Source organism: Streptomyces vilmorinianum (assembly GCF_005517195.1).
Taxonomy (GTDB): Bacteria; Actinomycetota; Actinomycetes; order Streptomycetales; family Streptomycetaceae; genus Streptomyces; species Streptomyces vilmorinianum.
Window position 1 is genome coordinate 3,705,474 of the sequence record NZ_CP040244.1, and the last position, 21,875, is coordinate 3,727,348.

Below are 21,875 nucleotides of genomic sequence, written 5' to 3' on the forward strand. Positions count from 1 at the left end.
CTTGACAGCCGCGGCCGCTCGCGTCGCGCGTCAGACGGCCGGCGGTACCCGTGACGGGCGGCCGGAGCCCCGCGTCAGGGAGTAGCCGGCGATACCGGCGAGCGCGCCCAGGGCTCCGCCCACCGCGGTCCAGATCCAGCGGTCGGACCACCAGCCCGAGGACCAGCCGCCCTCGGGAGCCCGCGCCTCGACCGCCGACGGCGCGTCGGCCGCGGCCGCGTTCTCCGTCGTGGCACCCGGCACCAGCGGGGCGGCGAGCGAGCCGCCGCCCGCGTACGCGCCGCCCTGCTCCGCCGAGACCGCGCCGACCCGGGCCGTGAACCGCTGGCCGAGGTCGTCCTCCGGGAGCCCGATGACGGTCAGACGGATGTAGTAGCTGCCGGGCAGCGGATCGGTGTCCCAGGTCTCGGCCCAGGGCCGGACCGTACGCAGGGTGCAGGACAGCTCCACGGACGCGGCGTCCTTGGCCGCGGCCCGGGACTGCATCCCGTACACGCACGGCTGGCGGCGGCGCAGACCGTCGTAGACGTCGATCCGCCACGTCGAGGAGCCGTGCCGGACGGCGGCCTCGGGCAGCGTGACCGAGGCGGTCACCGTCGGCCGCTGCCCGGTGTCCGCGGGGAACACCCAGTACAGGTAGTCACCCGTGGAGGCCTCGGCGGTGGCCTGCTGACCCTGCCGGAACGCCGCGGCGGTACGGAAGGTGGTGCCGGCCTCCGTCGGACCGGCCGCCGCGTCGGCGCTCGCGCTGCCGCTCGGGGTCGGCGCCGGGCTCGGGGAGTCCGCGAGGGACGCAGCGGCGGCCGGGCCGAGCAGCAGCCCGGTGCCCGCGAGCAGCACGGTGGTGAGCGCGCGTACGGTACGCATCAGTTGGTCCTCCAGACGGCGACGCGCCAGCGGGACAGCCAGCCCCACAGCAGACCACCCACGAAACCGGCGAGCACGAGCACGGCGAGCAGCCACCAGCCACGGCCGAGGCCGAAGGCGGCCACGTCGGACGCCTCGTCGGGGGCGTCGACCACGTCGACGGCCAGCTCGATCGGCATACCGGGCGTCGTCTTCACCGAAGGGGGCGCGGAGAAGGAGTTGCTGACCTGCAGACAGACGGTCTCCGCCGCCGGCTTGTTGTCGTTGTCGTTGTCGTTGTCGATGCCGTCGACCGGAGGCTTGGGATAGCGCAGGCCCGTCGAGATGACGTCCGTACGCCCGTCGCCCGCCTCCGAGCCGCGCACGATCTCCCGGCCGCGCACGGTCACCGCGCGCAGCAGGACGCCGTAGTCGTCGTTGACGGCGCGGTCGGCCGACACGCTCACCGAGGCCCGCAGCTCCTGTCCGGGCAGGACGTCCACCCGGTACCAGCGGTGCTGGCCGAAGGTCTCGCGGTCGGTGTACAGACCGGGCTTGAGGTGCGGGGCGTCGGCGCACCGCTCGGCGCCCTCGGTGGCCACCGGGGTGACGACCGGGTCCGCCGCGCGGTCCACGAGTTGCCGGACGCGCTTGGAGAGCTCGTCGGTGTGCCGCACCGAGGTGTACGTGCCGCCGGTCGCCTCGGCGATGCAGGTGAGCTGCTGCCGGATCTTGGCGTTCGGCACCAGGCCCAGGGTGTCGATGGTCAGATGGATGCCCCGGGCGGCGATGTCGCGCGCCACCTCGCACGGGTCGAGCGGGGCGCAGGTGTCCTCCCCGTCCGTGATGAGCACGATCCGGCGGGTGGCGTCACCGCCCTCGAGATCCTTCGCCGCCCCGAGCAGGGCCGGCCCGATCGGCGTCCAGCCGGTGGGGGCCAGCGTGGCGACGGCGGTCTTCGCCTCGGTCCGGTCGAGCGGGCCGACCGGGTAGAGCTGCCGCGTGTCCTTGCAGCCCGTCTCGCGGTCCTGCCCGGGGTAGTCGGCGCCGAGGGTCCGTATGCCGAGCTGGACCTCCTCGGGCACCGCGTCGAGGACCTCGTTGAAGGCCTGCTTGGCCGCGGCCATGCGGGACTGGCCGTCGATGTCCCGGGCCCGCATCGAGCCACTGACGTCGAGCACCAGCTCGACCTTGGGTGATTCCTTCGCCGCCGGTTCGTCGGCGGCCGCGCCGGTCGGGAAGAGCCCGACGGCCAGGGCGGCGAGCAGTGCGCAGGCCCCGGTCGCCAGCCGTTTTCTCGTGATCATCTGCCGGATCGTAGGGATGATCGTCCGACAATCCAAAACGGGCCGGTCCGCGGGCGCCTGAGGGGGCGTCCGCCGGGCGTGCGAACAACCCCGACGGCGGCGCCTGGAGGGCTGGCGGTGCTCGGGGTTCGGGGAGTCGGAGCGGCAGCCGGCGTCCCAGGCCGAGCGCTGGTTTCCGTGCGACGCCGGGATGCCGCCCGCGTTCTTGAGCATGGCCGCCAGATGCATCAGGTTCCACGCGATGAAGGAGGTGTTGCGATGGATGAAGTCGTTCCGGCCCGCCCCAGCCCGGGTCGAGATACGACGGTCCCGGCCCGGCCTCGCCGATCCAGCCCGCGTCCGCCTGCGGCGGGATCACATAGCCCAGGTGCTGCAGGCTGTAGAGCACGTTCATCGCACAGTGCTCGACCCCGTCCTCGTTCCCGGTGATCGGACACCCGCCGGCCCGGCCGTAATAGGCGTACTGCCCCTCGCTGTTGAGCAGGCTGGATCAGGCGCAGATCGCCAACGCGACTTCCACGTTGTGGTGGAACTTAGTGGGCCGCACGGACGAGGAGATCCGCGAGGCGCGGGAGGACTGGATGCGGGGCGACCGTTTCGTATCCCGGATCGCGCAGCGCCGCAGCGGTTGGCCTTGGCGGTACGGGCCGTCGGGACGCTGAGGTTGCGAGCGGCCGGACAGGGGGATCGCGGGCGTCAGCGCAGTGTGTGGATGAAACCGATCTTGTCGATCTCGTCGCCCGAGCGGCCGTGGAAGCCGGTGATCTGCCAGCCCGGGGGAGCGGTGCGGGTCACGCAGTCGGAGGTCGGCGTGCCGCCGGCGAGGGTACGGCCGAGGTTGGTGGTGAACCTGGCGTGGAAGATCCGGGTACGGCCGTCCTTCTGGGCCCGGCACAAGTGCGCGGTCGTGACGTACTCCCCGCTGCCGAGCGTGAGGGAGGCCGTGACGCCTCCGGTGCCGCCGTGGGTGAGAGTCCTGCCGTTGTCCAGGGTGATGGCCATGCGGTCGATTCGGGAACCGGCGCTCAAGGAGACGGTGGTGGCACGGGCGCCGACCGGGACGCTGTCGATGTCGTTGAAGGGAACGCCGTGCGGTCCGCCGAACTGCTCGCTCAGCTGGAAGGCCGGGTTGCGCGACCAGGAGAAGCCGACCGCGACGGGGTCGTGGTCGGAGAGCATGCGGGCGTCGCCGGTGAGGAACGCGGCGTGTTCGTTCCTGTAGGAGGTGGCGTCCAGGGAGACCAGCGTGCTGCCGCGATAGAGGACCTTGTCCACGAGCTCGCAGGTGTCGGGCACGGTCGGCAGGGACTGGTCGCAGAGCAGGTGGTCGCTGCCTTTGGAGGGCGGGACGCCGCCGCGGATCAGCTCGACCCAGGGGTCGGTGAGTGCGTTGGCGGCGGCGAACTCGGCGATCGTGTCGCCGGTTCGTGTGTAGCGGGTGTTGGTGTCGCCCATGACGACGACGGCGTTGCCCGCCGAGTGGGTCGTGATGAAGGCGGTCAGCTGGTTCAGGTTGTCGGCGCGTGACTTCAGATCTCCCGCGTTCGTGCCCGCGTTGGTGTGGAGGTTGTAGAAGTCGACGTACACGCCCTCGGCGAGACGCTGGCGGGCGAAGGTGAAGCCCTTGGGGGTCAGGCAGTCACCCGAGTCGTACTGGCAGGAGTTCCAGCGCACCCGCGCGAAGTCGTCCGCGTCATAGGGGGACTTCGCCAGCGTGTTGAGACCGCTGCCGATGCCGGCCCCGCCGCTGGTGGGGGTGCGGTACGGGTGGGCGGTGTCGGCAGCGTAGAGGCGGGCGTGGTAGTTGAAGTCCTCCTGGACGTGGACGATGTCGTACGGCGCGACCCGTCGGCCGATCTCGGTCGTCGCGGGCTCGCGGGGTGTCGGCGCGCTGGAGATGCTTTCGGGCAGCCCGGCGATGTTGTAGGTGAGCACACTGAAGGCGCCCGAGTCGGCGGCCGTAGCCGGTGGGGCCGTCGCGGTGAGTCCGGCGAGTGCGGCTGCCGCCGCTGTCAGGCAGGCGAGGAGTCGGCGCATGGGCATCTCCTGGTGGGCGGGGGGTCGGCGGTGGTGCGGCGCCGACCGGGCCCGGTCGGAAATGCCCGTCCGGGCCCGGTCGGCCGGGGGTCAGGCGCAGGCGCTTCCGTTGAGTGTGAAGGCCGTGGGGGAGGGATTCGAGCCGGTGTGGGTCCCCTGGACTCCGAAGCTCGCGGTCGCGCCGGGGGCGATCGTCCGGTTCCAGTCGGCGTTGCGGGCGCCGACGGCGGTGCCGCTCTGGGTGACGGTCGCGTTCCAGGCGCTCGTGACGCGCTGGCCGCCCGGGTAGGTCCAGGTCAGCTGCCATCCGTCCACGGCCGTCGGGCCGGTGTTCTTGACGGTGACGTTCGCGGTGAACCCGGTGTTCCAGGCGTTGTTCACCGTGTACGTCACCGCGCAGGCGGCGGTGGGCGGTTCGCCGCCGGTCGAGGTGCGCTCGGCGGCGTAGGCGGCGAGCCAGGCCAGCGGGGCGTTCCAGTTGACGGCGACTTCGTTGGTCGAGTACGAGTCGATGTGGTCGATGTAGCAGGCTGCCGGGGCGCAGCCCGTCAGCCTCTCCTCCGCGATCGGGTCCTGGAGCGCGCTGTTGGGCCCGCCCGCGAGCGATCCGGCCGGCGGGTGGGGCAGGGAGGCGTCCAGCTGGTGTGCCCAGAAGCGGTGGTGCTGGTTCTGCGCGGAGGCCTCGCCGTAGCCGGTGACGTACGACAGGCCGAGGGCGTTGCGGCCGAGCAGGTAGTCCATGGTCTCCAGCGCTCCGGCGCGGTAGCGCTCGTCGCCCGTCAGCTCCCCGGCGACGGCCATGACGATCGCGTCGTTGGCGACCTCGCCGTTCGAGCCCCAGAAGTAGCCGTCCGCCGGGACGGGCACGGCGTAGCCCTGGGCGGCCATCCTGGACAGGTAGCCGTCGGCGGCCGTGGTCACCGAGGAGCGGACCCGAGTGAGATCCGAGGCAGGCAGGCCGTTGGGGACGGTGGCCAGGACGAGCCGGCCGAGTGCGGCGGTGTCCGCCCAGCCGAATCCGTACGGGCTGAAGGCGTCTGCGGAGGTGTGCCAGGACGAGGAGGTGACCGCGTCCCGGTAGGCGCTCTCGCCGGTCGCCGCGTATAGCTCGGCCGCGGCCCAGTAGAACTCGTCGGTGACCCGCGTGTCCCCGTAGGCCCCGCCGCCGGTGCTGTCGGAATCCGGTGCGTACATCGCCGGGCTGGTCTGCGCGGCGCTCCACGCCCGGCGTGCGGCCGACAGGCAGCGGTCGGCGTAGGCGGAGTCGTACGGCCGGAAGACCCGGGCGCACTGCGCGGCGGCTGCCGCGAGGTTGAGGGTGGCCGCCGTGGACGGCCGGTGCAGTTCGCGTGGCTGGGAATCCTGTTCGGGGCGCGTCGGCATGCCGGTCCAGGCGACGTCATGGATCTTGTGGAACGCCATGCCCGCGTGCGGCTTGCCATCGGGCACCTGCATCCGCATCAGGAAGTCGAGCTCCCACCGCGCCTCGTCGAGGACGTCGGGTATGCCGTTGCCGCGCTCGGGGACGCGCAGGGTGGAGTCGCCCAGCGCCACTTCCTTGCCCGCTCGCTCGGCCCGCTCGAAGGAGTTGACGAGCAGCCAGGTGGAGATGCCGCCGTTGACCACGTACTTGCCGTGGTCGCCGGCGTCGTACCAGCCGCCCCTGACATCCTGGGTGTAGTCGCACACGGTGGCCTGACAGGGGACGGAGACGTCGCCCTTGTTGGGTGCGACGCCGAGGTGTCCGGCCGGGCGCGCGTAGGCGGAACCCACGAGGGAGGCGTCGATCGCGATGCCGCTGCGCTGGTGGTGGAAGAACGCCATCGCGTCGGAGCGCAGCGCGTCGTAGAGGTCCACGCGGATGTCGAAGGGAGCGCTGCTGCTGCCGTCCACGGTCAGGACGTACCCGGTGCCCGCCGCCCGGTGGGAGGAGAAATCCGCCACCTGGACAGACTGTCCGGAGGGGATGTCCGCGCCGCGCGGGACGGTCGAACCGGAGGCGACCACCGTCCCGGACGCGTTCCGCAACTGCCAGCCGAGTGCCTGCGTGGCCGTGGTGACGACGGTGGCGCGCTTCGGCCCGTCGGGCAGGTAGCCGACCTGGTTGACGCGTACGGCCGTGGTCGCCGCCGTCGTGGCGGATGCGCCCGCAGCAGCCTCAGCCGGCACGAGACCCCCGATGAGGAGCGCGCCCGTCAGGAGCGTGGCGGAGAGGCGTGCGGGGCGGCGGAGTAACGAGGCCGTGGTGGGGGGCATGGGCGGCTCCTACGGGATGTGGGGGTCAGCAGGAAGAAGCGCTGGTGGCGTCGCGAGCCGGCGGAGAGCCGGGGCTCATCTCGGATGAGCAGGTACTGACTCCCGCCTGCGGCCCACTTCTCCTTCGCCGGCGCAACTGGTGGGGCACAGTCGGTGGGAGCGCTCCCAAAGAGCGTCGCATCCAACCGCGTCCGACAGGCTGGAGATCTGCAGCGGACATTAGTGACGCCCGGTGCCGCCGTCAACGGTCCCGACGGGGGCACCACGAAGTCGGCTTCCCGTCGATGTGTGAAGCACGAGATCCACCGGGGTAGCGTTCGGCGCGACGGTACAGGTGACTCGCCCGTCGCGAGGGAAGGAACGGATCCTGGACCCCCAGCTCGCGGAGACGCTCTCCGTGGCCCTGCTCGTTCTCGTGCTGGCCTGTGCGGTCATTCGCCCCTTCGGGTGGCCGGAGGCGGTCGTGGCCGTCCCGGCCGCGGTTGTCGTGATCGCTACCGGAGCCGTCTCCTTCGGCGACGCGCTGGCCGAGGCGGAACGGCTCGGGCCGGTGATCGGGTTCCTGGCGGCCGTACTGGTGCTGGCCCAGCTCTGTGACGACGAGGGGTTGTTCCAGGCATGTGGGGCCTGGATGGCGCGTACGGCGGCGGGTCGGCCACGCCGGCTCCTCACCCAGGTGTTCCTGGCCGCGTCGGCGATCACGGCGGTGCTCAGCCTGGACGCCACGGTGGTGCTGCTCACGCCCGTGGTGTTTGCCACCGCGGCCCGGATCGGCGCCCGGCCGAAGCCACACGTCTACGCCTGCACCCACCTGTCCAACACGGCCTCCCTGTTGCTGCCCGTCTCCAACCTCACCAACCTGCTGGCCTTCGCCGCCAGCGGGCTCAGCTTCACCCGGTTCGCCGCGCTGATGGCCCTGCCGTGGGCGGTGGCGATCGGCGTCGAGTACCTGGTCCTCCGGCGTTTCTTCGCCACCGACCTGGACGCCGGGGCGCAGGCCCCCGCCGCCGTCGAACCGCCGCCACTGCCGCTGTTCGCCCTGGTGACCGTGGGATGCACGCTCGCGGGCTTCGTGCTGACCTCGGTGGCCGGCGTCGACCCGGCGTGGGCCGCCCTGGCAGGGGCACTCGCGCTCGCCGTACGTGCCCTCATTCGCCGCCGCACAAGCCCCCGGGCCCTGGTCCGGGCTGCCTCCGTGCCCTTCCTCGCCTTCGTCCTCGCCCTCGGGATCGTGGTTCTGGCGGTGGTCGACAACGGTCTCGACGAAGCCCTGGGGCACCTGATCCCCGACGGCACCGGCCTCCCGGAACTCCTCGCTCTCGCCGGGCTGGCCGCCGTCCTCGCGAACGTCATCAACAACCTGCCCGCGGTACTCGTGCTGCTGCCGCTGACCGCCCCGTCGGGACCCGGTGCCGTCCTGGCCGTCCTGCTCGGGGTCAACATCGGCCCCAATCTCACCTACGCCGGCTCGCTGGCCACTCTGCTGTGGCGGCGTATCGTCCACGCCCACGACGGTGAGGTGGAGCTGAAGGAGTTCACCCGGCTCGGCGTGTACGCGGTCCCCGCGAGCCTCCTCGCCGCCGTCCTGGCACTGTGGCTCTCGCTGACCGTCATCGGAGGAGGCTGATACCCATGGCCGTGGTCGTCTGGATCGCCGAGGGCACCTGGCCCGCCTGTGTGGACGCCGCCCGCGCGCACACCCCGGCGGACGCCGAGATCGTCCTGCTGCACGTCACCTCGGTCGACGTCCCGGGTGCGGCCCATGGCGCGTTCGCCGGGCTCATGGGCCGTGGCCACCCCTCGGGGAACCGCCCGGCCGAAGGCTGGGGGAGGGACCCCGGAACGCACCTGGAACACCTCGCGGCCGACTCCGCGCGGCAGTTGCTCCAGGATGCCGCCGACCGTCTGGGGCGCCCCTGCACACGTACCGAGCGCACCGGGCGAGTCGAGCGCGAGGTCGTCGCCGCGGCCGAGGGGTGCGACCTGCTGATCCTGGCCCGGGACGGCGACCGTGCCCACCTCGGACCGCACAGCCTCGGTCCCGCCGCACGCTTCGTCGTCGACCACGCCCCCTGCCCGGTGCTGCTCGTGTGGCCCGAACCGCCGCCGGGGCCGCCCACGTTGCCGCCCCCACTTCCGCGTCATACCGACTGACGGGCGGCGGTTCGTCGCCGACGTGGACGGGGGCTGAGCGGGACTCAGCGGTTGAAGGTCAGCCGTGGTGCCGCGTTGCGGGCCAGTGTGTGAGCCTGGTCGGGCCACCAGGTGCCGGCGGGCGGGTCGACGATGCCGTACTCGGGGTCGATCGTGCCGCCGGTGTTGCGGGTGCAGCTGCCGTCGGACTCTCCGGGGATCTTGATCCACAGGTAGGCGTCGACGAGCGGGACACCGGTGTCGGCCGTCGGGCGCGCGCCGAGGCCGCGGCCGGGCGCGTTGCACCAGATCTCCGGGTCGCCGCTGTACTTGCCGGGCTCCGGCGTCCAGGCGCCGAGGCCGTTGCGGCTGGTGTCGATGACGAAGTGGCGCAGCGCGTCGTTCGGCGGGGTCCCCACACTCTGGTCGAACCAGGCGTCGGTCCAGCGCCAGGTGGCGGGGTCGACGGAGTCGACCGCGTTGCCCGGGGCGCCGTCGTTGGGCGCGGCGGGCGAGTAGTACTGGGTGGCGCACCAGTCGGTGTGGCCGCGGGCGTGCTCGGGTCCTTCGGTGGCGAACCACATGCACTTGGCTATCCAGCTGCCGTAGCGCGCGTTGTGATCGGTGGGGTGGGTGTTGGACACGTTGAGGGCGAAGCCGTCGCTGTCCTGGACACCGGCGTCGAGCAGTCGTCGCGCCATGTCGCCGACGGGCCGCCACAGGACGTTGCCCGCGTCGAGGTAGACCGAGGTGCGGACCTTGGACTTGATGGTCTTGACCGCGTAGGCGAGGTCGGCGACGCGGGCCGCCGTGAGTTCGCCGGTCGGATCCACGTCCGGTCCGCAGTCGCTGGGGAGGAGGGCCAGGCCGTCGGGCTCGACCACGACGACGGCCTTGCTGTCGCCGATGCCGGCGGCGAAGGCGTCGATCCACTGCCGGTAGGCGGCGGAGGACGCGGCGCCGCCGCTGGAGTACTGGGTGCAGTCCCGGCCCGGCACGTTGTAGGCGACCAGGACGGGGGTCCGGTTCACCGCCCGGGCCTTGCGGACCAGGGTTCTGACCTTGGCCCGGACCTCGTCGGGTGTGCCCTCGGTGAACCATTCGGCCTGCGGCCAGCTCGCGAGCCTGGCCATGTTCACTGCGTTCGTGAGGTCGCCGGTGCCGAGGTCGGCGAGCGCCTGCTTGGCGGCCTTGCTCTGCGGGTCCACATAGAACCTCGTGGCCGGGGTCAGCGCGTCCGCGGCGGGTGCGGCCTGTGCCTGCCCCTGCGTCGCGGTGAGGGCGGCGCAGGCCGCGAGTGCCGCGAGGGCGGCGGTCGCACGGCGCCGTAGGGTGCGTGCCTTCATGGGGGCTCCTGGTCGGTGGGGCGGGGGTGAGGAGGGCCGGTGGTACCTGTGGCCCGGCCGCGGGGCGGCGGACACCGGGCCACAGGAGCGGGATGTCAGTAGCCGTGGATCATCTTGTAGGCGACCTCCGGGAGGAACTGGCCGGCCGTGGAACCGATCCCGACGCCGCAGTTGCCGTCGGACTCGCCCGGGGCCTTGATCCACAGCAGCATCTCGGCGCCGCCGCCCAGCCGGGTGGGCGTGCCGATGCGGCGGCCGGCCGCGTTGCACCACTCGCCGTTGGAGCCGTTGCCGTTGCGGCTGGTGTCGACGACGAACGGCTTGGTGTAGCCGTAGCGGGCTGCCAGTTCGCTGTTGACGGCGTTGCCGTAGGCGGTGTTCTGGGCGGTGGTGTAGTAGTTCGAGATGTTGAGGGAGAAGCCGTGCGCCTGTCGGAGTCCGGCCTCGTGGAGGCGCTGGGCCATCGTCGCCGCGCTCACCCAGCCGGGGTTGCCGGCGTCGAGGTAGACCCAGGTGTTGGGGGCCTGGCGGTTGAACTCGGCGAGGGCGCCGCTGATCATGCCCTGGCGTTCGCGGATCTGGCTCTGGTTCAGGCAGCCGTAGTCCGCGAGGGAGTCGGGTTCGAGGACGACGACGGCCGGGCGGTTGGCGATCCCGCCGGCGAACTGCGCGATCCAGGTCGCGTAGGCGGAGGCCGACGAGGCTCCGCCTCCGGAGTGCCCGCCGCACGAGTCGCGGAGGTAGATGTTGTACGCGACCAGGATGGGTAGCTTGTCGTGGTAGTCGGCCGCTCCGACGTACGCGCCCGCCGCGGTGCCGATCGTGCCGCTCCAGGAGCCGAACCAGCGGGCCATGGGCGTGTTGGCGAGGGAGGCGTTGATCGCGGGGGCTCGGCCGTCGCCGGGGTTGGCGGTGACCCACTTCTTCGCGCTGGAGTCCGGGTCCACGTAGAACCCGCTGGTCAGGGTGGTGGGGTCCGCCGCGTGGGCGGACGGGGCGACGGCGAGCGCCAACGGCAGCGCGGAGAGGGCTGCGACGAGGGCGCGGATTCTGCGGCGCAAGGCTGTACCTCGGTTTCCTGACGGCGGACGCGTCGCGCGCTCTCGTCCCGAGCGGTGCGACGCACTGAGGAAGTGCGGTGGTACGAGGCCCCCGTGCGGCGGCGCATCGGAGGGGACACCAGCACCTGTCGGACACACAGGAACTCGTGGAAGCGCTCCCATTGGAAGCGATCCCAGTCGATGCTCTGCGAGGCCGAGGTGTGGCCGTATCGTGTGGCGCTCTGATGGACACTGTCAAGTGCCGCCATTCAAACAGCACTTCACAGGACGAGGAGAAGGGTTTACAGTCCTGAAACTGGAAGCGCTTCCAGTCTTCCAGGCGTTCAGGTAGGGATCAGGAAGGCAGGTCATGGCCCAAGGTGTTCCACACCGGCCGTCGACGCTCGACGAGGTGGCCGAGCTGGCCGGAGTCTCCAGGTCGGTGGCCTCGCGTGTGCTCAACAACGCCCCGCACGTCAGCCGTGCCAAACGTGAAGCCGTCGAACGGGCCGTCCATCGACTCGGATACGTACCGAACCCGACCGCCCGGGCGCTGGCGACCCGTCAGACCGGTGCGGCCGCTCTGGTCGTCTCGGGAGAGGATCCGTCGATCTTCGCGGACCCGTTCTTCGCTCAGGTGATCGTGGGCGCCTCGGCCGCGCTGGAGGAGGCCGAACTGCACCTGATGCTGTGTCTGGCGGCCTCCGACCGGGGACGCCGGCGCGTGGAGCAGCTTCTCCGCTCCAAGCGGGCCGACGGGGTGATGCTGATGGCGCTGCGCGAGGACGATCCGTTGGCCCGCATGGCGGAAGAGGCGGAGATTCCCGTGGTGTTCGGCGGGCGCCCGGTCGGTTTGGACCCGCGGTGGTATGTGGACGTGGACAACCTCGGAGGAGCGCGCGCGGCGACCGAGTACCTGATCTCGCTCGGCCGGACCAGGATCGCGACGATCTGCGGGCGGCTGGACACCGAGGTGGGGCGCGCCCGTCACCGCGGCTACCAGGACGCCATGCTGGCGGCCGGCCTCGAACCGCTTCCGCCGGAAGCCGGTGACTTCACCGAGTCGAGCGGCGCGGCCGCCATGGCGGCGCTGTCTGCGCGGCACCCGGAGTTGGACGGACTGTTCGCCGCCAGCGACAACATGGCGGCGGGGGCGTTGCGCACGCTGCGCGATGCCGGCCGCCGCGTCCCCGCCGACGTCGCCGTGATCGGCTTCGACGACCTTGCCGTGGCCAGGATCGCCGATCCGCCGCTGACTACAGTGCACCAGCCCATAGAGGGTCTCGGTCGTGAGATGGCGCGCATGCTCGTCGCGCTCATCAACGGACAGGCCCCCACCCCGCTGATCCTCCCTACGCGTCTGGTCACCCGCGCCAGCGCCTGACGGGCCGCCTCGCGCCCGGCCTGCCGGCCGACTCCGAGCTCCGGCCCGCTACGTCGCCGTGCGCCCATCTCCACGGGCACCCGTCCGCAACGCACAGCCCTTCCCTGCCAGTGACCTTGACAGACCGTCAAAGTGACGGCAGGGTTTCGACGCCATCTCTTGGGAGCGCTCCCAATTTGGGAAGAAGCCCCGAGCGTACGGCTTCACCCCGGCCTTCGAAGGCCGCCTCTCCCACGCCGACCGCCATCGAGGCGACCCGCCGGCGTACCCCTCACCCCTTCCTTGACGCACCGAGGAGATGTCATGCCCCACCCGACCGAGCAGCGCGCCCGCATCCGCTCCGTCGCACTCGCCTCCGCCGCGGCGGCGCTCGCCCTCGCCCTCACCGGCTGCTCGTCCTCCGGAGACGCCTCCGCCTCCGCCGACGGGAAGATCACCCTGACCGTCGGGACCTTCGGGACCTTCGGATACAAGGAGGCCGGCCTGTACGACGCGTACATGAAGCTGCACCCGGAGATCACCATCAAGGAGAACCCGACGACCGTCGAGGGCAACTACTGGACCGCCCTGCAGACCCGGCTGTCCGGCGGCGGTCTCGACGACGTCCAGGCTCTCGAAGTCGGTCGCATATCCCTGGCCACGTCCGAGGACCTCGCCGATGCCTTCGCCGACCTGTCCGAAGCCCCCGGTGTCGACAAGAAGGACTACCTGCCGTGGAAGTGGGACCAGGCCACCACTGCCGACGGCAGGACGATCGGCCTGGGCACCGACGTCGGCCCGATGGCCATCTGCTACCGCCAGGACCTGTTCAAGGCCGCGGGTCTGCCCTCCGACCCCGAGTCCGTCGGCAAGCTGTGGGCGGGCGACTGGGCGAAGTTCGTCGAGACGGGCAAGCGTTACCAGGCCAAGGCGCCCAAGGGCACCTACTTCATGGACAGCGCCACCGGTCTGTTCAACGCCGTCGTCTCCAGCAGCACCGTCCAGTACTACAAGGACGGCAAGCTCGCCTACAAGGACTCGCCCAGCGTCAAGACCGGCTGGGACCTGGCCGTCAAGGCCGTCCACGGCAGGACCAGCCAGGGCCTGAAGATGTTCGACACCCCCTGGCAGACCGCGTTCTCCAAGTCCACCTTCGCCACCACGGTCTGCCCCTCCTGGCAGCAGGCGAACATCCAGCAGTTCTCCGGCCCGTCCAACAAGGGTAAGTGGAACATCGCCCAGCCCCCGGCCGCCGGCAACTGGGGCGGTTCCTTCCTGGCCGTACCGGCCTCCGGCAAGCACGTCGACGAGGCCAAGAAGCTCGTCGCCTGGCTGACCGCGCCCGAGCAGCAGGCGAAGGTCTTCCAGCAGGTCGGCAACATCCCCGCCAACCAGGCCGCCCATGACCTCCCGGGCGTCATCGACCACAAGAACGCCTACATCGGCCCCGACGCCGCCACCGGACAGATCTTCTCCACCGCCGCCAAGGCCATCCAGCCCGCCGAGACCGGCCCGCACGCGCAGGACCTGACCGGGGCGTTCAGCACCGGCGTCCAGCTGATGGAGCAGAACGGCAAGAGCCCGGAGGAGGCGTGGAACGCCACGGTGCGCCAGATCGACAGCACCATCCAGTAACGCTCCCCGCCCCCACCTCTTCCGGCCGCCGTCGCGGGGGAGAGGGCGGCCGGCCACCGGGGAGCCGGCCGCCCCCACCCCGTACCGACGCGACCGGCCGTGACCACAGAAGGAACCCGCCCGTGGCCTCCACGACCGCACCCAGCCGCAACGGCCCCGCAGGCCGGCAGGACACCCAACCGCCCCACGCCCACCCCTCCGGCCCCTCGGTCTGGCGCAGCCGCCTGCACCGCTGGGACACCAAGGGCACGCCGTACGCCCTCGTCGCGCCCTTCTTCCTCGTCTTCGCCGCCTTCGGCCTCTTCCCGCTGCTCTACACGGGATGGCTCTCCTTCCACCGGGTGAGCCTGTACAACGTCGACCGCGCCGAATGGGTCGGCCTGCGCAACTACGCGGACCTGTTCACCGGCCAGGTCAGCCACTACTTCTGGAACGCGCTCCTCAACACCTTCACCCTCGGTGTCCTGTCCACCGTCCCGCAGCTGCTGATGGCACTGGGTCTCGCCCACCTGCTCAACTACCGGCTGCGCGCCCGCGGGTTCCTGCGCACGGCGCTCCTCGCCCCGTACGCGACCTCCGTCGCCGCCGCCACCCTCGTCTTCGCCCTGATCTTCAGCCCCGAGGGGGGCATGGCCAACTGGTTCCTCGGCCTTTTCGGCGCCGGGCCCGTGCACTGGGAGGCCGGTCGCTGGAGCTCGCAGTTCGCGATCTCCGTGATCGTCACCTGGCGCTGGACCGGCTACAACGCCCTGATCTACCTCGCCGCCATGCAGGCCGTACCGCGCGAGCTGTACGAGGCCGCAACCCTGGACGGTGCCAACCGCTGGCAGCAGTTCCTGCACGTCACGGTCCCCGCCCTGCGGCCCACGATCCTCTTCACGGTGATCGTCTCGACCATCGGAGCCACCCAGCTCTTCGGCGAGCCCTACCTGTTCGGCGGCCAGAGCGGTCACCAAGGCGGCACCGACCACCAGTACGAGACCCTCGGAATCCTCATGTACGACCAGGGCTTCCACTCCAGCATGCTCGGGCGCGCCAGCGCGGTCGCCTGGATCATGTTCGGCCTGCTGCTGCTCATCGGGCTCGTCAACGCGCTGATCACCCGCCGCCTGCGCGCCACCCAGTGATGTGGAGTACGACATGACCACCACCGCCCCCGTGTCCGACCGTCCTCACCGGACGGCGGCGCGACCGTCCACCCGTGCCGGCCGGGCCGGCGGCCAGCACCGGGCCGGGTGGCTCGCCCACGTCGTCCTGGGACTCGCGGCCCTGGCCTCGCTGTTCCCGCTGTACTGGACGCTGGTGGCGGCCTCCACGGACAGTCACGCCGTCGTCTCCAGCCCACCGCCGATGCTGCCCGGCGGCAACCTCTTCGAGAACCTCACCTATGTCTGGCACAACGCCGGCGGGCGCGGCATGGGCGTCGCCCTGCTCAACTCCACGCTCGTCGCGGGCGCCGTCACCGTCAGTACGGTGACCTTCTCCGTGCTCGCCGGCTTCGCCTTCGCCAAACTCCGTTTCCGAGGGAAGAAGGTCATGCTCGGCCTGGTCCTGTCCACCCTCGCCGTGCCCGCGCAGCTCAGTGTCGTACCGCTGTTCATCCTGACCAAGAACCTGGGACTGGGAAATCACCTCGGGGCGCTGATCCTGCCTGTCCTGGTCACCGCCTTCGGCGTCTTCTTCATGCGGCAGTTCCTCTCCCAGGCACTGCCCACCGAACTGCTGGAGGCCGCCCGGGTCGACGGCGCCAATTCGCTGCGCGTCATCTGGCACGTCGTCTTCCCCGTCGCCCGCCCGGCGATGGCGGTCCTGGGCATGCTGACCTTCGTCCAGTCCTGGAACGACTTCCTCTGGCCGATCATCGTCATGAACGGCTCCACCAACCCGACGGTCCAGGTCGCGCTCGCCGGCCTGGGAACCGGCTGGTCGACCGACTGGTCCGTCATCACCGCCGGAGCGCTCATGGGCACCCTGCCGCTCCTCCTGGTCTTCGCCCTCCTCGGCCGTCACATCGTCGGCGGCATCACCCAGGGCGCCGTCAAGGGCTGACCCACGCCCTCTCTCCTCGTCCACGACACGCACCGCAAAAGGGCCGGCCGGGTCATCGTGGACCTGTTGGGCAGCGACGACACCCGGGCCCGGGAGGTCCCGGGCGCCCTGGTCGCCCACCACGGCCCGTTGAGCTGGGGCGCGGACGCCACCACGTCCCTGGAGCATGCCGTCATCTGCGAGGCGGTGGCCGAGATGGCCCTCCACACCATCGCCCTGGGCGCGGTCGAGCCCCCGCAACACGTGCTGGACCGCCACTTCACGCGCGAGCACGGTCCTGACCCCTACTACGGCAACCCTCCCTCTGCCTGACCGCGCCGAGGGGAGCCAGGATCATCCTGACTCCCCTCCATGGTGCGCCGCAGCGGGTCAGGTGCGGGTCCAGCGCTGATTGCCGCCGTTCCAGCAGGAGTAGAGCTGGATCTGGGTGCCGTTGGTGGTGCCGTTGGCGGCGGCGTCGAGGCAGAGGCCGGACTGGACGCCGACGATGGTTCCGTCGGAGTTGAGGCGCCACTTCTGGTTCTCGCCGCCCCAGCAGCCGTAGATCTGCACCTTGGCGCCGTTGCCGGTGCCGGCGGCGTCCAGGCACTTGTCGCCGTAGACCCTGAGCTCACCCGTGGTGGTGTAGGTCCACTGTTGGTTGGTGCGGTTGTTGCAGTCCCACAGCTGGAGCTGGGTGCCGTCGGTCGTCACGGCACCGGGTACGTCCAGGCAGCGGCCCGAGGCGACTCCCTTGATCGCTCCGGAGCCGGGGGAGGGGGTCGGAGTGGGGTTGGGGGAGACGGCGTTGAGCGCGTTGAGGACGGAGGCGTAGGCGGGCTTCTTGCTGCCGTCGCCGTTGAACAGCAGCGGCGTGTGCTCCGCTCGCCAGGAGTCGGTGTCGCGCACGCCCCAGACGGTGATGCCGAGGCAACGCGGCACGGCCAGGCAGTCGTTGGTCACGTTGGCGTAGGTCGTGCCCGAGGCGCCCTGGATGTCGAGTTCGGTGATGGCGACGTCGACGCCGAGGGCTGCGAAGTTCTGCAGAGTGGTGCGGAAGTTGCCGTTGTAGGGGCTGTCGTTGTTGAAGTGCGACTGGAAGCCGACGCAGTCGATGGGCACGCCACGTTGCTTGAAGTCCCGGACCATGGCGTACATGGCCTGGGTCTTGGCCCAGGTCCAGTTCTCGACGTTGTAGTCGTTGTAGCAGAGCTTGGCGGCCGGGTCTGCGGCGCGTGCGGTGCGGAAGGCGACCTCGATCCAGTCGTTGCCGGTGCGCTGCAGGTTGGAGTCGCGCCGGGCTCCCGAGTTGCCGTCGACGAAGGCCTCGTTCACCACGTCCCACTGGACGATCTTGCCCTTGTAGTGGGCCATCACGCCGTTGATGTGGTTGATCATCGCCTGGCGCAGCGCGCTGCCGCTGAGGTTCTGCATCCAGCCGGGCTGCTGGGAGTGCCAGGCCAGGGTGTGGCCGCGCACCTGCTTGCCGTTCTGCACCGCCCAGTTGTAGACGCGGTCGCCGGCGGTGAAGTCGAACCGGCCCTGCTGGGGCTCGGTGGCGTCGATCTTCATCTCGTTCTCGGCCGTCACCGAGTTGAACTCGCGGGCCGCGATCGTCGTGTACGTCGAGTCGCCGAGCCGGCCCGAGGCGATGGCGGTGCCGAAGTAGCGGCCGCTCTGCGCCGCCGCGCTGCCGAGCGTGCTCTCGGCGGCGTGTGAGGCCGACGGCGCCACCAGCACGGTGGCGGAACCGAGGACGCCGACGATCAGCGCCGCGCACAGGCCGCCGATTTTCCGGCGGACGGTGGATGGGGGAATGGCGTGTAAACGCATGACTGGACCTCCAGGACGGAAATCACGGATGGATGAGTGCGCGGCGGAAAGAACCCGCAACGACGATGTCCGCGTCCATGGAAAGAGGATGCGGACCATCAGGGCGCAATCATTCGAGGCCGGCGCCGCGATACGCAGGTAAAGGGGCGGCGGCGCCTCTGGACTCAGTGTGGAAATCCGGCAGGGGCATGTCAAGAGTTTCGAAGATGTTTCGGGGCTGTGGCCCGGGAATGGTGCCGGTGTGGCCCTTTGGAACGGCCCGCCAGATAATTTTGCCGGCGCGACAACAAAGCGGCCCCTATCGAAAGTATTTCGACGGGGCCGCTTTCGCTCATAAGCGAGCGCTTTCCTCGGGTCACATTTCCGGTTCGTCGAAGTCACTCGCCCCGGAAGGTCGGTGTGGATGCGTGATGTCGAACCACGTGAAGTGGGCCTGATTCGTGGACGGGCGGCCGTGGGAGGAGGCGTAGAGGCCGAGCTGGACGCTGGTGAACAGTGGCGTGAGGAAGGTGGCTTCGATGGTGGCCAGGTCCTGCCAGGCGCCGTCGGGCGCCGCGTGGGCGAAGGTGTGGCTGAAGCCGCGGATGCGGACCCCCAGGCGAACGGGGCCGGGGGAGAGGGGGACGCGGACCAGGACGTCGGGACCCCGGCGGAGGATGAGTCCCTCCGTGGTGCGAAGGAGCAGGAGGTGGGCGTCGTCGTCGACGACCACGGCGAGGCCGGCCTGTTCGCCCGGTGCGGCGGGGGTGAAGTGCAGCTCGGTGGACACGTCGCAGTCGGGCTGTTCCTGGGGGCGGACCAGGAGGGACGGGACGGTGAGTTCGCCGAGGCGTTCGGGGCGGAGCCGGAGACGGAGCCCGTCGCCGGTGGTCCAGAACGGCGCGCGTGGGGTGCGCAGGGTGCTCCAGTCGGCGGAGAGGGTGGCGAAGCCGTCGTGCAGGGGGCGGGGAAGACCGGTGTGGACGACGGGGGAGAAGGCCGGCCAGCCGTCGTGCCAGGTGATCCGGCTGAGGAAGGTCTCGCGGCCGAGGGCGGAGCCCGGGCGGACGCCCAGGAGTACGGCCCGCCAGTCGCCGTACGGCGTCCGCACGAGGTCGGCGTGTCCGGTGCAGGTGACCGGGCCCTTCGGGGCGGGAGGCAATACCGGGTTGGCGGGGGCGCCCTCGTAGGGGCCGGTCACGCGGTCGGCGCGGGCGGCCACCACGCTGTGGTCCACATCGGTGCCCCCCTCCGCGGTGAGCAGGAGATAGGTGGCGTCGATCCTGTAGAGGTGCGGGGCTTCCGACCATCGGGCGTCCGGGTGGCTTCCCGACCACAGGACGTACTCGGGTCCCGTGAGACGTCGTTCGCGGGGAAGGTATTCGCGCATCCAGATCTCGGTGCGGCCGACGGCCTCGTCCCGTACGCGGGCGGCGGTGAACCAGGCCCGGCCGTCGCCGTCGGGCCCGTCGTCGAAGAACAGCGACGGGTCGAAGCCCTCGCCCTCCAGCCAGTACGGTTCCGACCACGGCCCGGCCGGGTCGGTCGCCGTGACGACGAAATGGCCGGGGCCGTCCATCAGTGTGCAGACGAGGTGGAAGAGCCCGTCATGGTGCCGGATCGTCGGCGCGAACAGGCCGCGTGAGGGCCCGCACCCGTCGAGGTCGAGCTGGGACGGTCGGTCCAGCGCGGAGCCGAGACGGCGCCAGTTCACGAGATCGCGGCTGTGGAACACGGGGAGCCCCGGGAACCACTCGAAGCTGGACGTCACCAGGTAGTAGTCCGCCCCCACCCGGCAGACGGACGGGTCGGGGCGGAACCCGGGCAGCACGGGATCACCGAACGACGTGGTCATGGCACCGGGACGATCTCGACCGGCACGGACAGCACCCGGTCGGCCGCCGGGTGACGTAGGGGGCCGTGCAGGGTGAAGGACCCCTGGAGCGGAAGATCGCCGCTGGACCGTCCGACGGCCACGCCGATCTCTCCGGGTTCCACTCTCCTGCGCAGGTCGACCCCGGTGAAGGAGGTCCGGTCGGCATGGACGGAGAAGGTGATCCGGGCAGCCTCGCCCGGCCGCAGCTCGACCCTGCCGAATCCGGCGAGCCACCGCCGGGGCCGGACGACGGACGCCTCGGGGTCCGAGAGGTACAGCTGGACCACCTCGGTCCCGGCCACCTCGCCGACGTTGCGTACGGTGACCGCGACGGAGACGACTCCGTCCGTCGGAGCGACGGGATCCACCGAGATGTCCGAGTAGGTGAATCTGGTCCAGCTCAGCCCGTGCCCGAAAGGGAACAGCGGAGTCGGGTCCACCGAGCTCCAGTCGGTGTGACCGCCCAGCGTGGAGTGCAGGTAGGTGCCGGGCTGTCCGCCGACCTGGCGGGGGATGGAGACGGGGAGCCGCCCGGATGGTTCCGCGGCCCCGCTGATGATCCGCGCCAGCGCCGTCCCGCCCTCTTCGCCGGGGAAGAAGGCCTGGACGACGGCCGCCGCGCGCTCGGCGAGCGAGCCGAGCGCGTAGGGCCGGCCGGAGACGAGGACCAGGACGGTCGGCACCCCGGAGTCCAGCACGGCGGAGGCGAGCGCGGCCTGGTCACCGGGCAGGTCGAGGGTCTCGGCGTCGCAGCCCTCTCCCGAGGTGCCCCGGCCGAACATGCCGGCCCGGTCGCCGAGTACCAGCACGTTCACCTCCGGATCGTCCGCGGTGACCGTGAACCCGGCGGCGGTGAGCGCCTCGCCGAGTGTCGGGATGTCCAGCCCGGGGGCGCCGGGCAGCGCGACGTGGTTGGGGAAGGAGTAGCAGCCGAGGAAGGAGTGGGGGTCGTCGGCGTACGGCCCGCTGACCGCGACCCGGCACGGCCGCAGCGGCAGGATGCCGTCGTTGGCGAGCAACACGGTGGACCGTTCGGCCAGGAGCCTGGCCAGTGCCCGGTGCTCCGGCGGGTCGAGGTCGACCGGCTCGGGCTTGACGGGTTCCCAGTCGGGGTCGAGCAGGCCGAGTTCGGCCTTCTGCAGCAGGACGCGCTCCGCGGCCCGGTCGACGAGCTCCTCGGGTACGTCTCCCGACCGTACGAGTGTGGTCAGCGGCTCGCCGTAGCAGCGGGCCGTGGGCAGCTCGACGTCGATTCCGGCGGTCAACGCCAGCGCGCCGGCCGCGCCGCGCGATCCGGTCACGCCGTGCCGGGTCTCCAGGAAGGAGACGGCGTAATAGTCGGCGACGACGACACCGCCGAAACCGAGCTCATCCCTGAGCAGTCCGGTCAGCAGGCGTTCGTCGGATGCGACCGGGACGCCGTCCACGTCGGTGTAGCTGTTCATCACCGACCGGGCGCCTCCCTCGCGCAGCGCCCGTACGAAGGGCTCGACCAGCACGTCGGCGAACTCGCGCGGCCCCGAGGCGACGGGGGCCATGTTCCGGCCGCCTCGCGAGGCCGAGTACCCGGCGAAGTGCTTGAGCGTCGCCACGACGCCGGCGCCTTCCAGGCCCTGCACGTAGGCGGTGCCGATCGCTCCGACGAGATAGGGGTCCTCGGCGATGCACTCCTCGGTCCTGCCCCACCGGTAGTCGCGGACCACGTCGAGCACCGGAGCCAGCCCCTGGTGGACGCCGACCCGCCGCATCCTCTCGCCGATGGCGGCGGCCATCCGCTGTACGAGCGCGGGATCGAAGGACGCGCCCCAGGCGAGCGGCCCGGGGAAGACCGTGGCCCCGAACGTCATGAACCCGGTCAGGCACTCCTCGTGAGCGATCGCCGGGATACCGAACCGGCCGGCCCCGGTCACCTGCCGCTGGAGTGAGGCGAGTCGCTCCATCCCGGCTTCCGCCGTGATCGGCGCGGTTCCGTACACCCGGGTGAGCTGGCCAAGACCGTGCCCCACGATGTCGTCGAGGCCCGGCGCCGGCTCGCCGGAATCGTCCTCCATCGGCGCGACGGGCGCTCCGGGATTCGAGGGCAGTGCCCAGAAGCCGGTGAGTTGCCCCGCCTTCTCCTCCAGCGTCATCCGACTCAGCAGATCGGCGACTCGCACGGAAGCGGGCAGGAGGGGGTCACGCCAAGGCTCGTTCAAG

The 21,875-nt window shown here is 71.1% G+C and carries 15 protein-coding genes and 2 pseudogenes; 7 read left to right on the forward strand and 10 right to left on the reverse strand.

The genetic code is table 11. From position 1 onward, the window contains the following. Positions 1–30: 30 nt before the first annotated feature. The 5 genes and pseudogenes from FDM97_RS17515 to FDM97_RS17535 all read right to left on the reverse strand — a co-directional run bounded on the left by FDM97_RS17515 (position 31) and on the right by FDM97_RS17535 (position 6,446). Positions 31–867, reverse strand: coding sequence for a hypothetical protein (locus tag FDM97_RS17515; protein WP_137991347.1), 837 nt, complete (start codon positions 865–867; stop codon positions 31–33). After that, on the reverse strand, positions 867–2,153 hold the full coding sequence (locus FDM97_RS17520) for a VWA domain-containing protein (protein ID WP_137991348.1): 1,287 nt from the start codon (positions 2,151–2,153) through the stop codon (positions 867–869). Before FDM97_RS17520 ends, FDM97_RS17515 begins: the two co-directional genes overlap by 1 nt. 114 nt (positions 2,154–2,267) lie before the next feature. Beyond that, positions 2,268–2,643, reverse strand: a pseudogene (locus FDM97_RS36435) (flavodoxin family protein); the annotation flags it as partial. Positions 2,644–2,849: 206 nt separating this feature from the next. Further along, positions 2,850–4,190 carry a jacalin-like lectin gene (locus FDM97_RS17530; protein ID WP_137991349.1) on the reverse strand — a complete coding sequence of 447 codons (1,341 nt, stop codon included), beginning with the start codon at positions 4,188–4,190 and terminating at the stop codon, positions 2,850–2,852. 90 nt (positions 4,191–4,280) lie between these two features. Further along, positions 4,281–6,446, reverse strand: a complete 2,166-nt coding sequence (locus FDM97_RS17535) for a glycoside hydrolase family 9 protein (protein WP_137991350.1) — start codon at positions 6,444–6,446, stop codon at positions 4,281–4,283. A 334-nt stretch (positions 6,447–6,780) separates the two neighbouring features. Between FDM97_RS17535 and FDM97_RS17540 the strand changes: the two genes are divergently transcribed. Both FDM97_RS17540 and FDM97_RS17545 read left to right on the forward strand, forming a co-directional pair. Then, entirely contained in the window at positions 6,781–8,073 is a 1,293-nt protein-coding gene (locus FDM97_RS17540; RefSeq protein WP_432816222.1) for an SLC13 family permease, read from the forward strand. Between the two features lie 5 nt (positions 8,074–8,078). Continuing rightward, entirely contained in the window at positions 8,079–8,600 is a 522-nt protein-coding gene (locus FDM97_RS17545; protein WP_137991351.1) for a universal stress protein, read from the forward strand. A gap of 44 nt (positions 8,601–8,644) precedes the next feature. Here FDM97_RS17545 and FDM97_RS17550 read toward each other — a convergent pair whose 3' ends face one another. Next, entirely contained in the window at positions 8,645–9,925 is a 1,281-nt protein-coding gene (locus FDM97_RS17550; protein ID WP_137991352.1) for a glycoside hydrolase family 6 protein, read from the reverse strand. 95 nt (positions 9,926–10,020) lie between these two features. After that, positions 10,021–10,986, reverse strand: coding sequence for a glycoside hydrolase family 6 protein (locus FDM97_RS17555; protein ID WP_137991353.1), 966 nt, complete (start codon positions 10,984–10,986; stop codon positions 10,021–10,023). Between the two features lie 349 nt (positions 10,987–11,335). Between FDM97_RS17555 and FDM97_RS17560 the strand changes: the two genes are divergently transcribed. From FDM97_RS17560 to FDM97_RS17580, 5 genes and pseudogenes are all read left to right on the forward strand, one after another. Next, the gene (locus tag FDM97_RS17560; protein WP_137991354.1) at positions 11,336–12,349 is read left to right on the forward strand and encodes a LacI family DNA-binding transcriptional regulator; all 1,014 of its coding nucleotides are present in this window, start codon (positions 11,336–11,338) and stop codon (positions 12,347–12,349) included. Positions 12,350–12,652: 303 nt separating this feature from the next. After that, positions 12,653–13,963, forward strand: a complete 1,311-nt coding sequence (locus tag FDM97_RS17565; protein WP_137991355.1) for an ABC transporter substrate-binding protein — start codon at positions 12,653–12,655, stop codon at positions 13,961–13,963. 122 nt (positions 13,964–14,085) lie between these two features. Next, positions 14,086–15,090 (forward strand): carbohydrate ABC transporter permease, encoded by a 1,005-nt coding sequence (locus FDM97_RS17570; protein WP_137991356.1) that lies wholly within the window; start codon positions 14,086–14,088, stop codon positions 15,088–15,090. 13 nt (positions 15,091–15,103) lie between these two features. Beyond that, the gene (locus FDM97_RS17575; protein WP_137991357.1) at positions 15,104–16,012 is read left to right on the forward strand and encodes a carbohydrate ABC transporter permease; all 909 of its coding nucleotides are present in this window, start codon (positions 15,104–15,106) and stop codon (positions 16,010–16,012) included. A gap of 45 nt (positions 16,013–16,057) precedes the next feature. Next, a pseudogene (locus FDM97_RS17580) lies at positions 16,058–16,324 on the forward strand (class II aldolase/adducin family protein); the annotation flags it as partial. Positions 16,325–16,381: 57 nt separating this feature from the next. Here the strand turns inward: FDM97_RS17580 and FDM97_RS17585 are convergent. From FDM97_RS17585 to FDM97_RS17595, 3 genes are all read right to left on the reverse strand, one after another. Beyond that, positions 16,382–17,824 carry an endo-1,4-beta-xylanase gene (locus FDM97_RS17585; RefSeq protein ID WP_137991358.1) on the reverse strand — a complete coding sequence of 481 codons (1,443 nt, stop codon included), beginning with the start codon at positions 17,822–17,824 and terminating at the stop codon, positions 16,382–16,384. Between the two features lie 355 nt (positions 17,825–18,179). Beyond that, positions 18,180–19,658 (reverse strand): glycoside hydrolase family 43 protein, encoded by a 1,479-nt coding sequence (locus FDM97_RS17590; protein WP_137991359.1) that lies wholly within the window; start codon positions 19,656–19,658, stop codon positions 18,180–18,182. Then, positions 19,655–21,874 carry a beta-glucosidase gene (locus FDM97_RS17595; RefSeq protein ID WP_137991360.1) on the reverse strand — a complete coding sequence of 740 codons (2,220 nt, stop codon included), beginning with the start codon at positions 21,872–21,874 and terminating at the stop codon, positions 19,655–19,657. The genes FDM97_RS17590 and FDM97_RS17595 overlap by 4 nt, the downstream gene beginning before the upstream one ends. Position 21,875 lies beyond the last annotated feature (1 nt).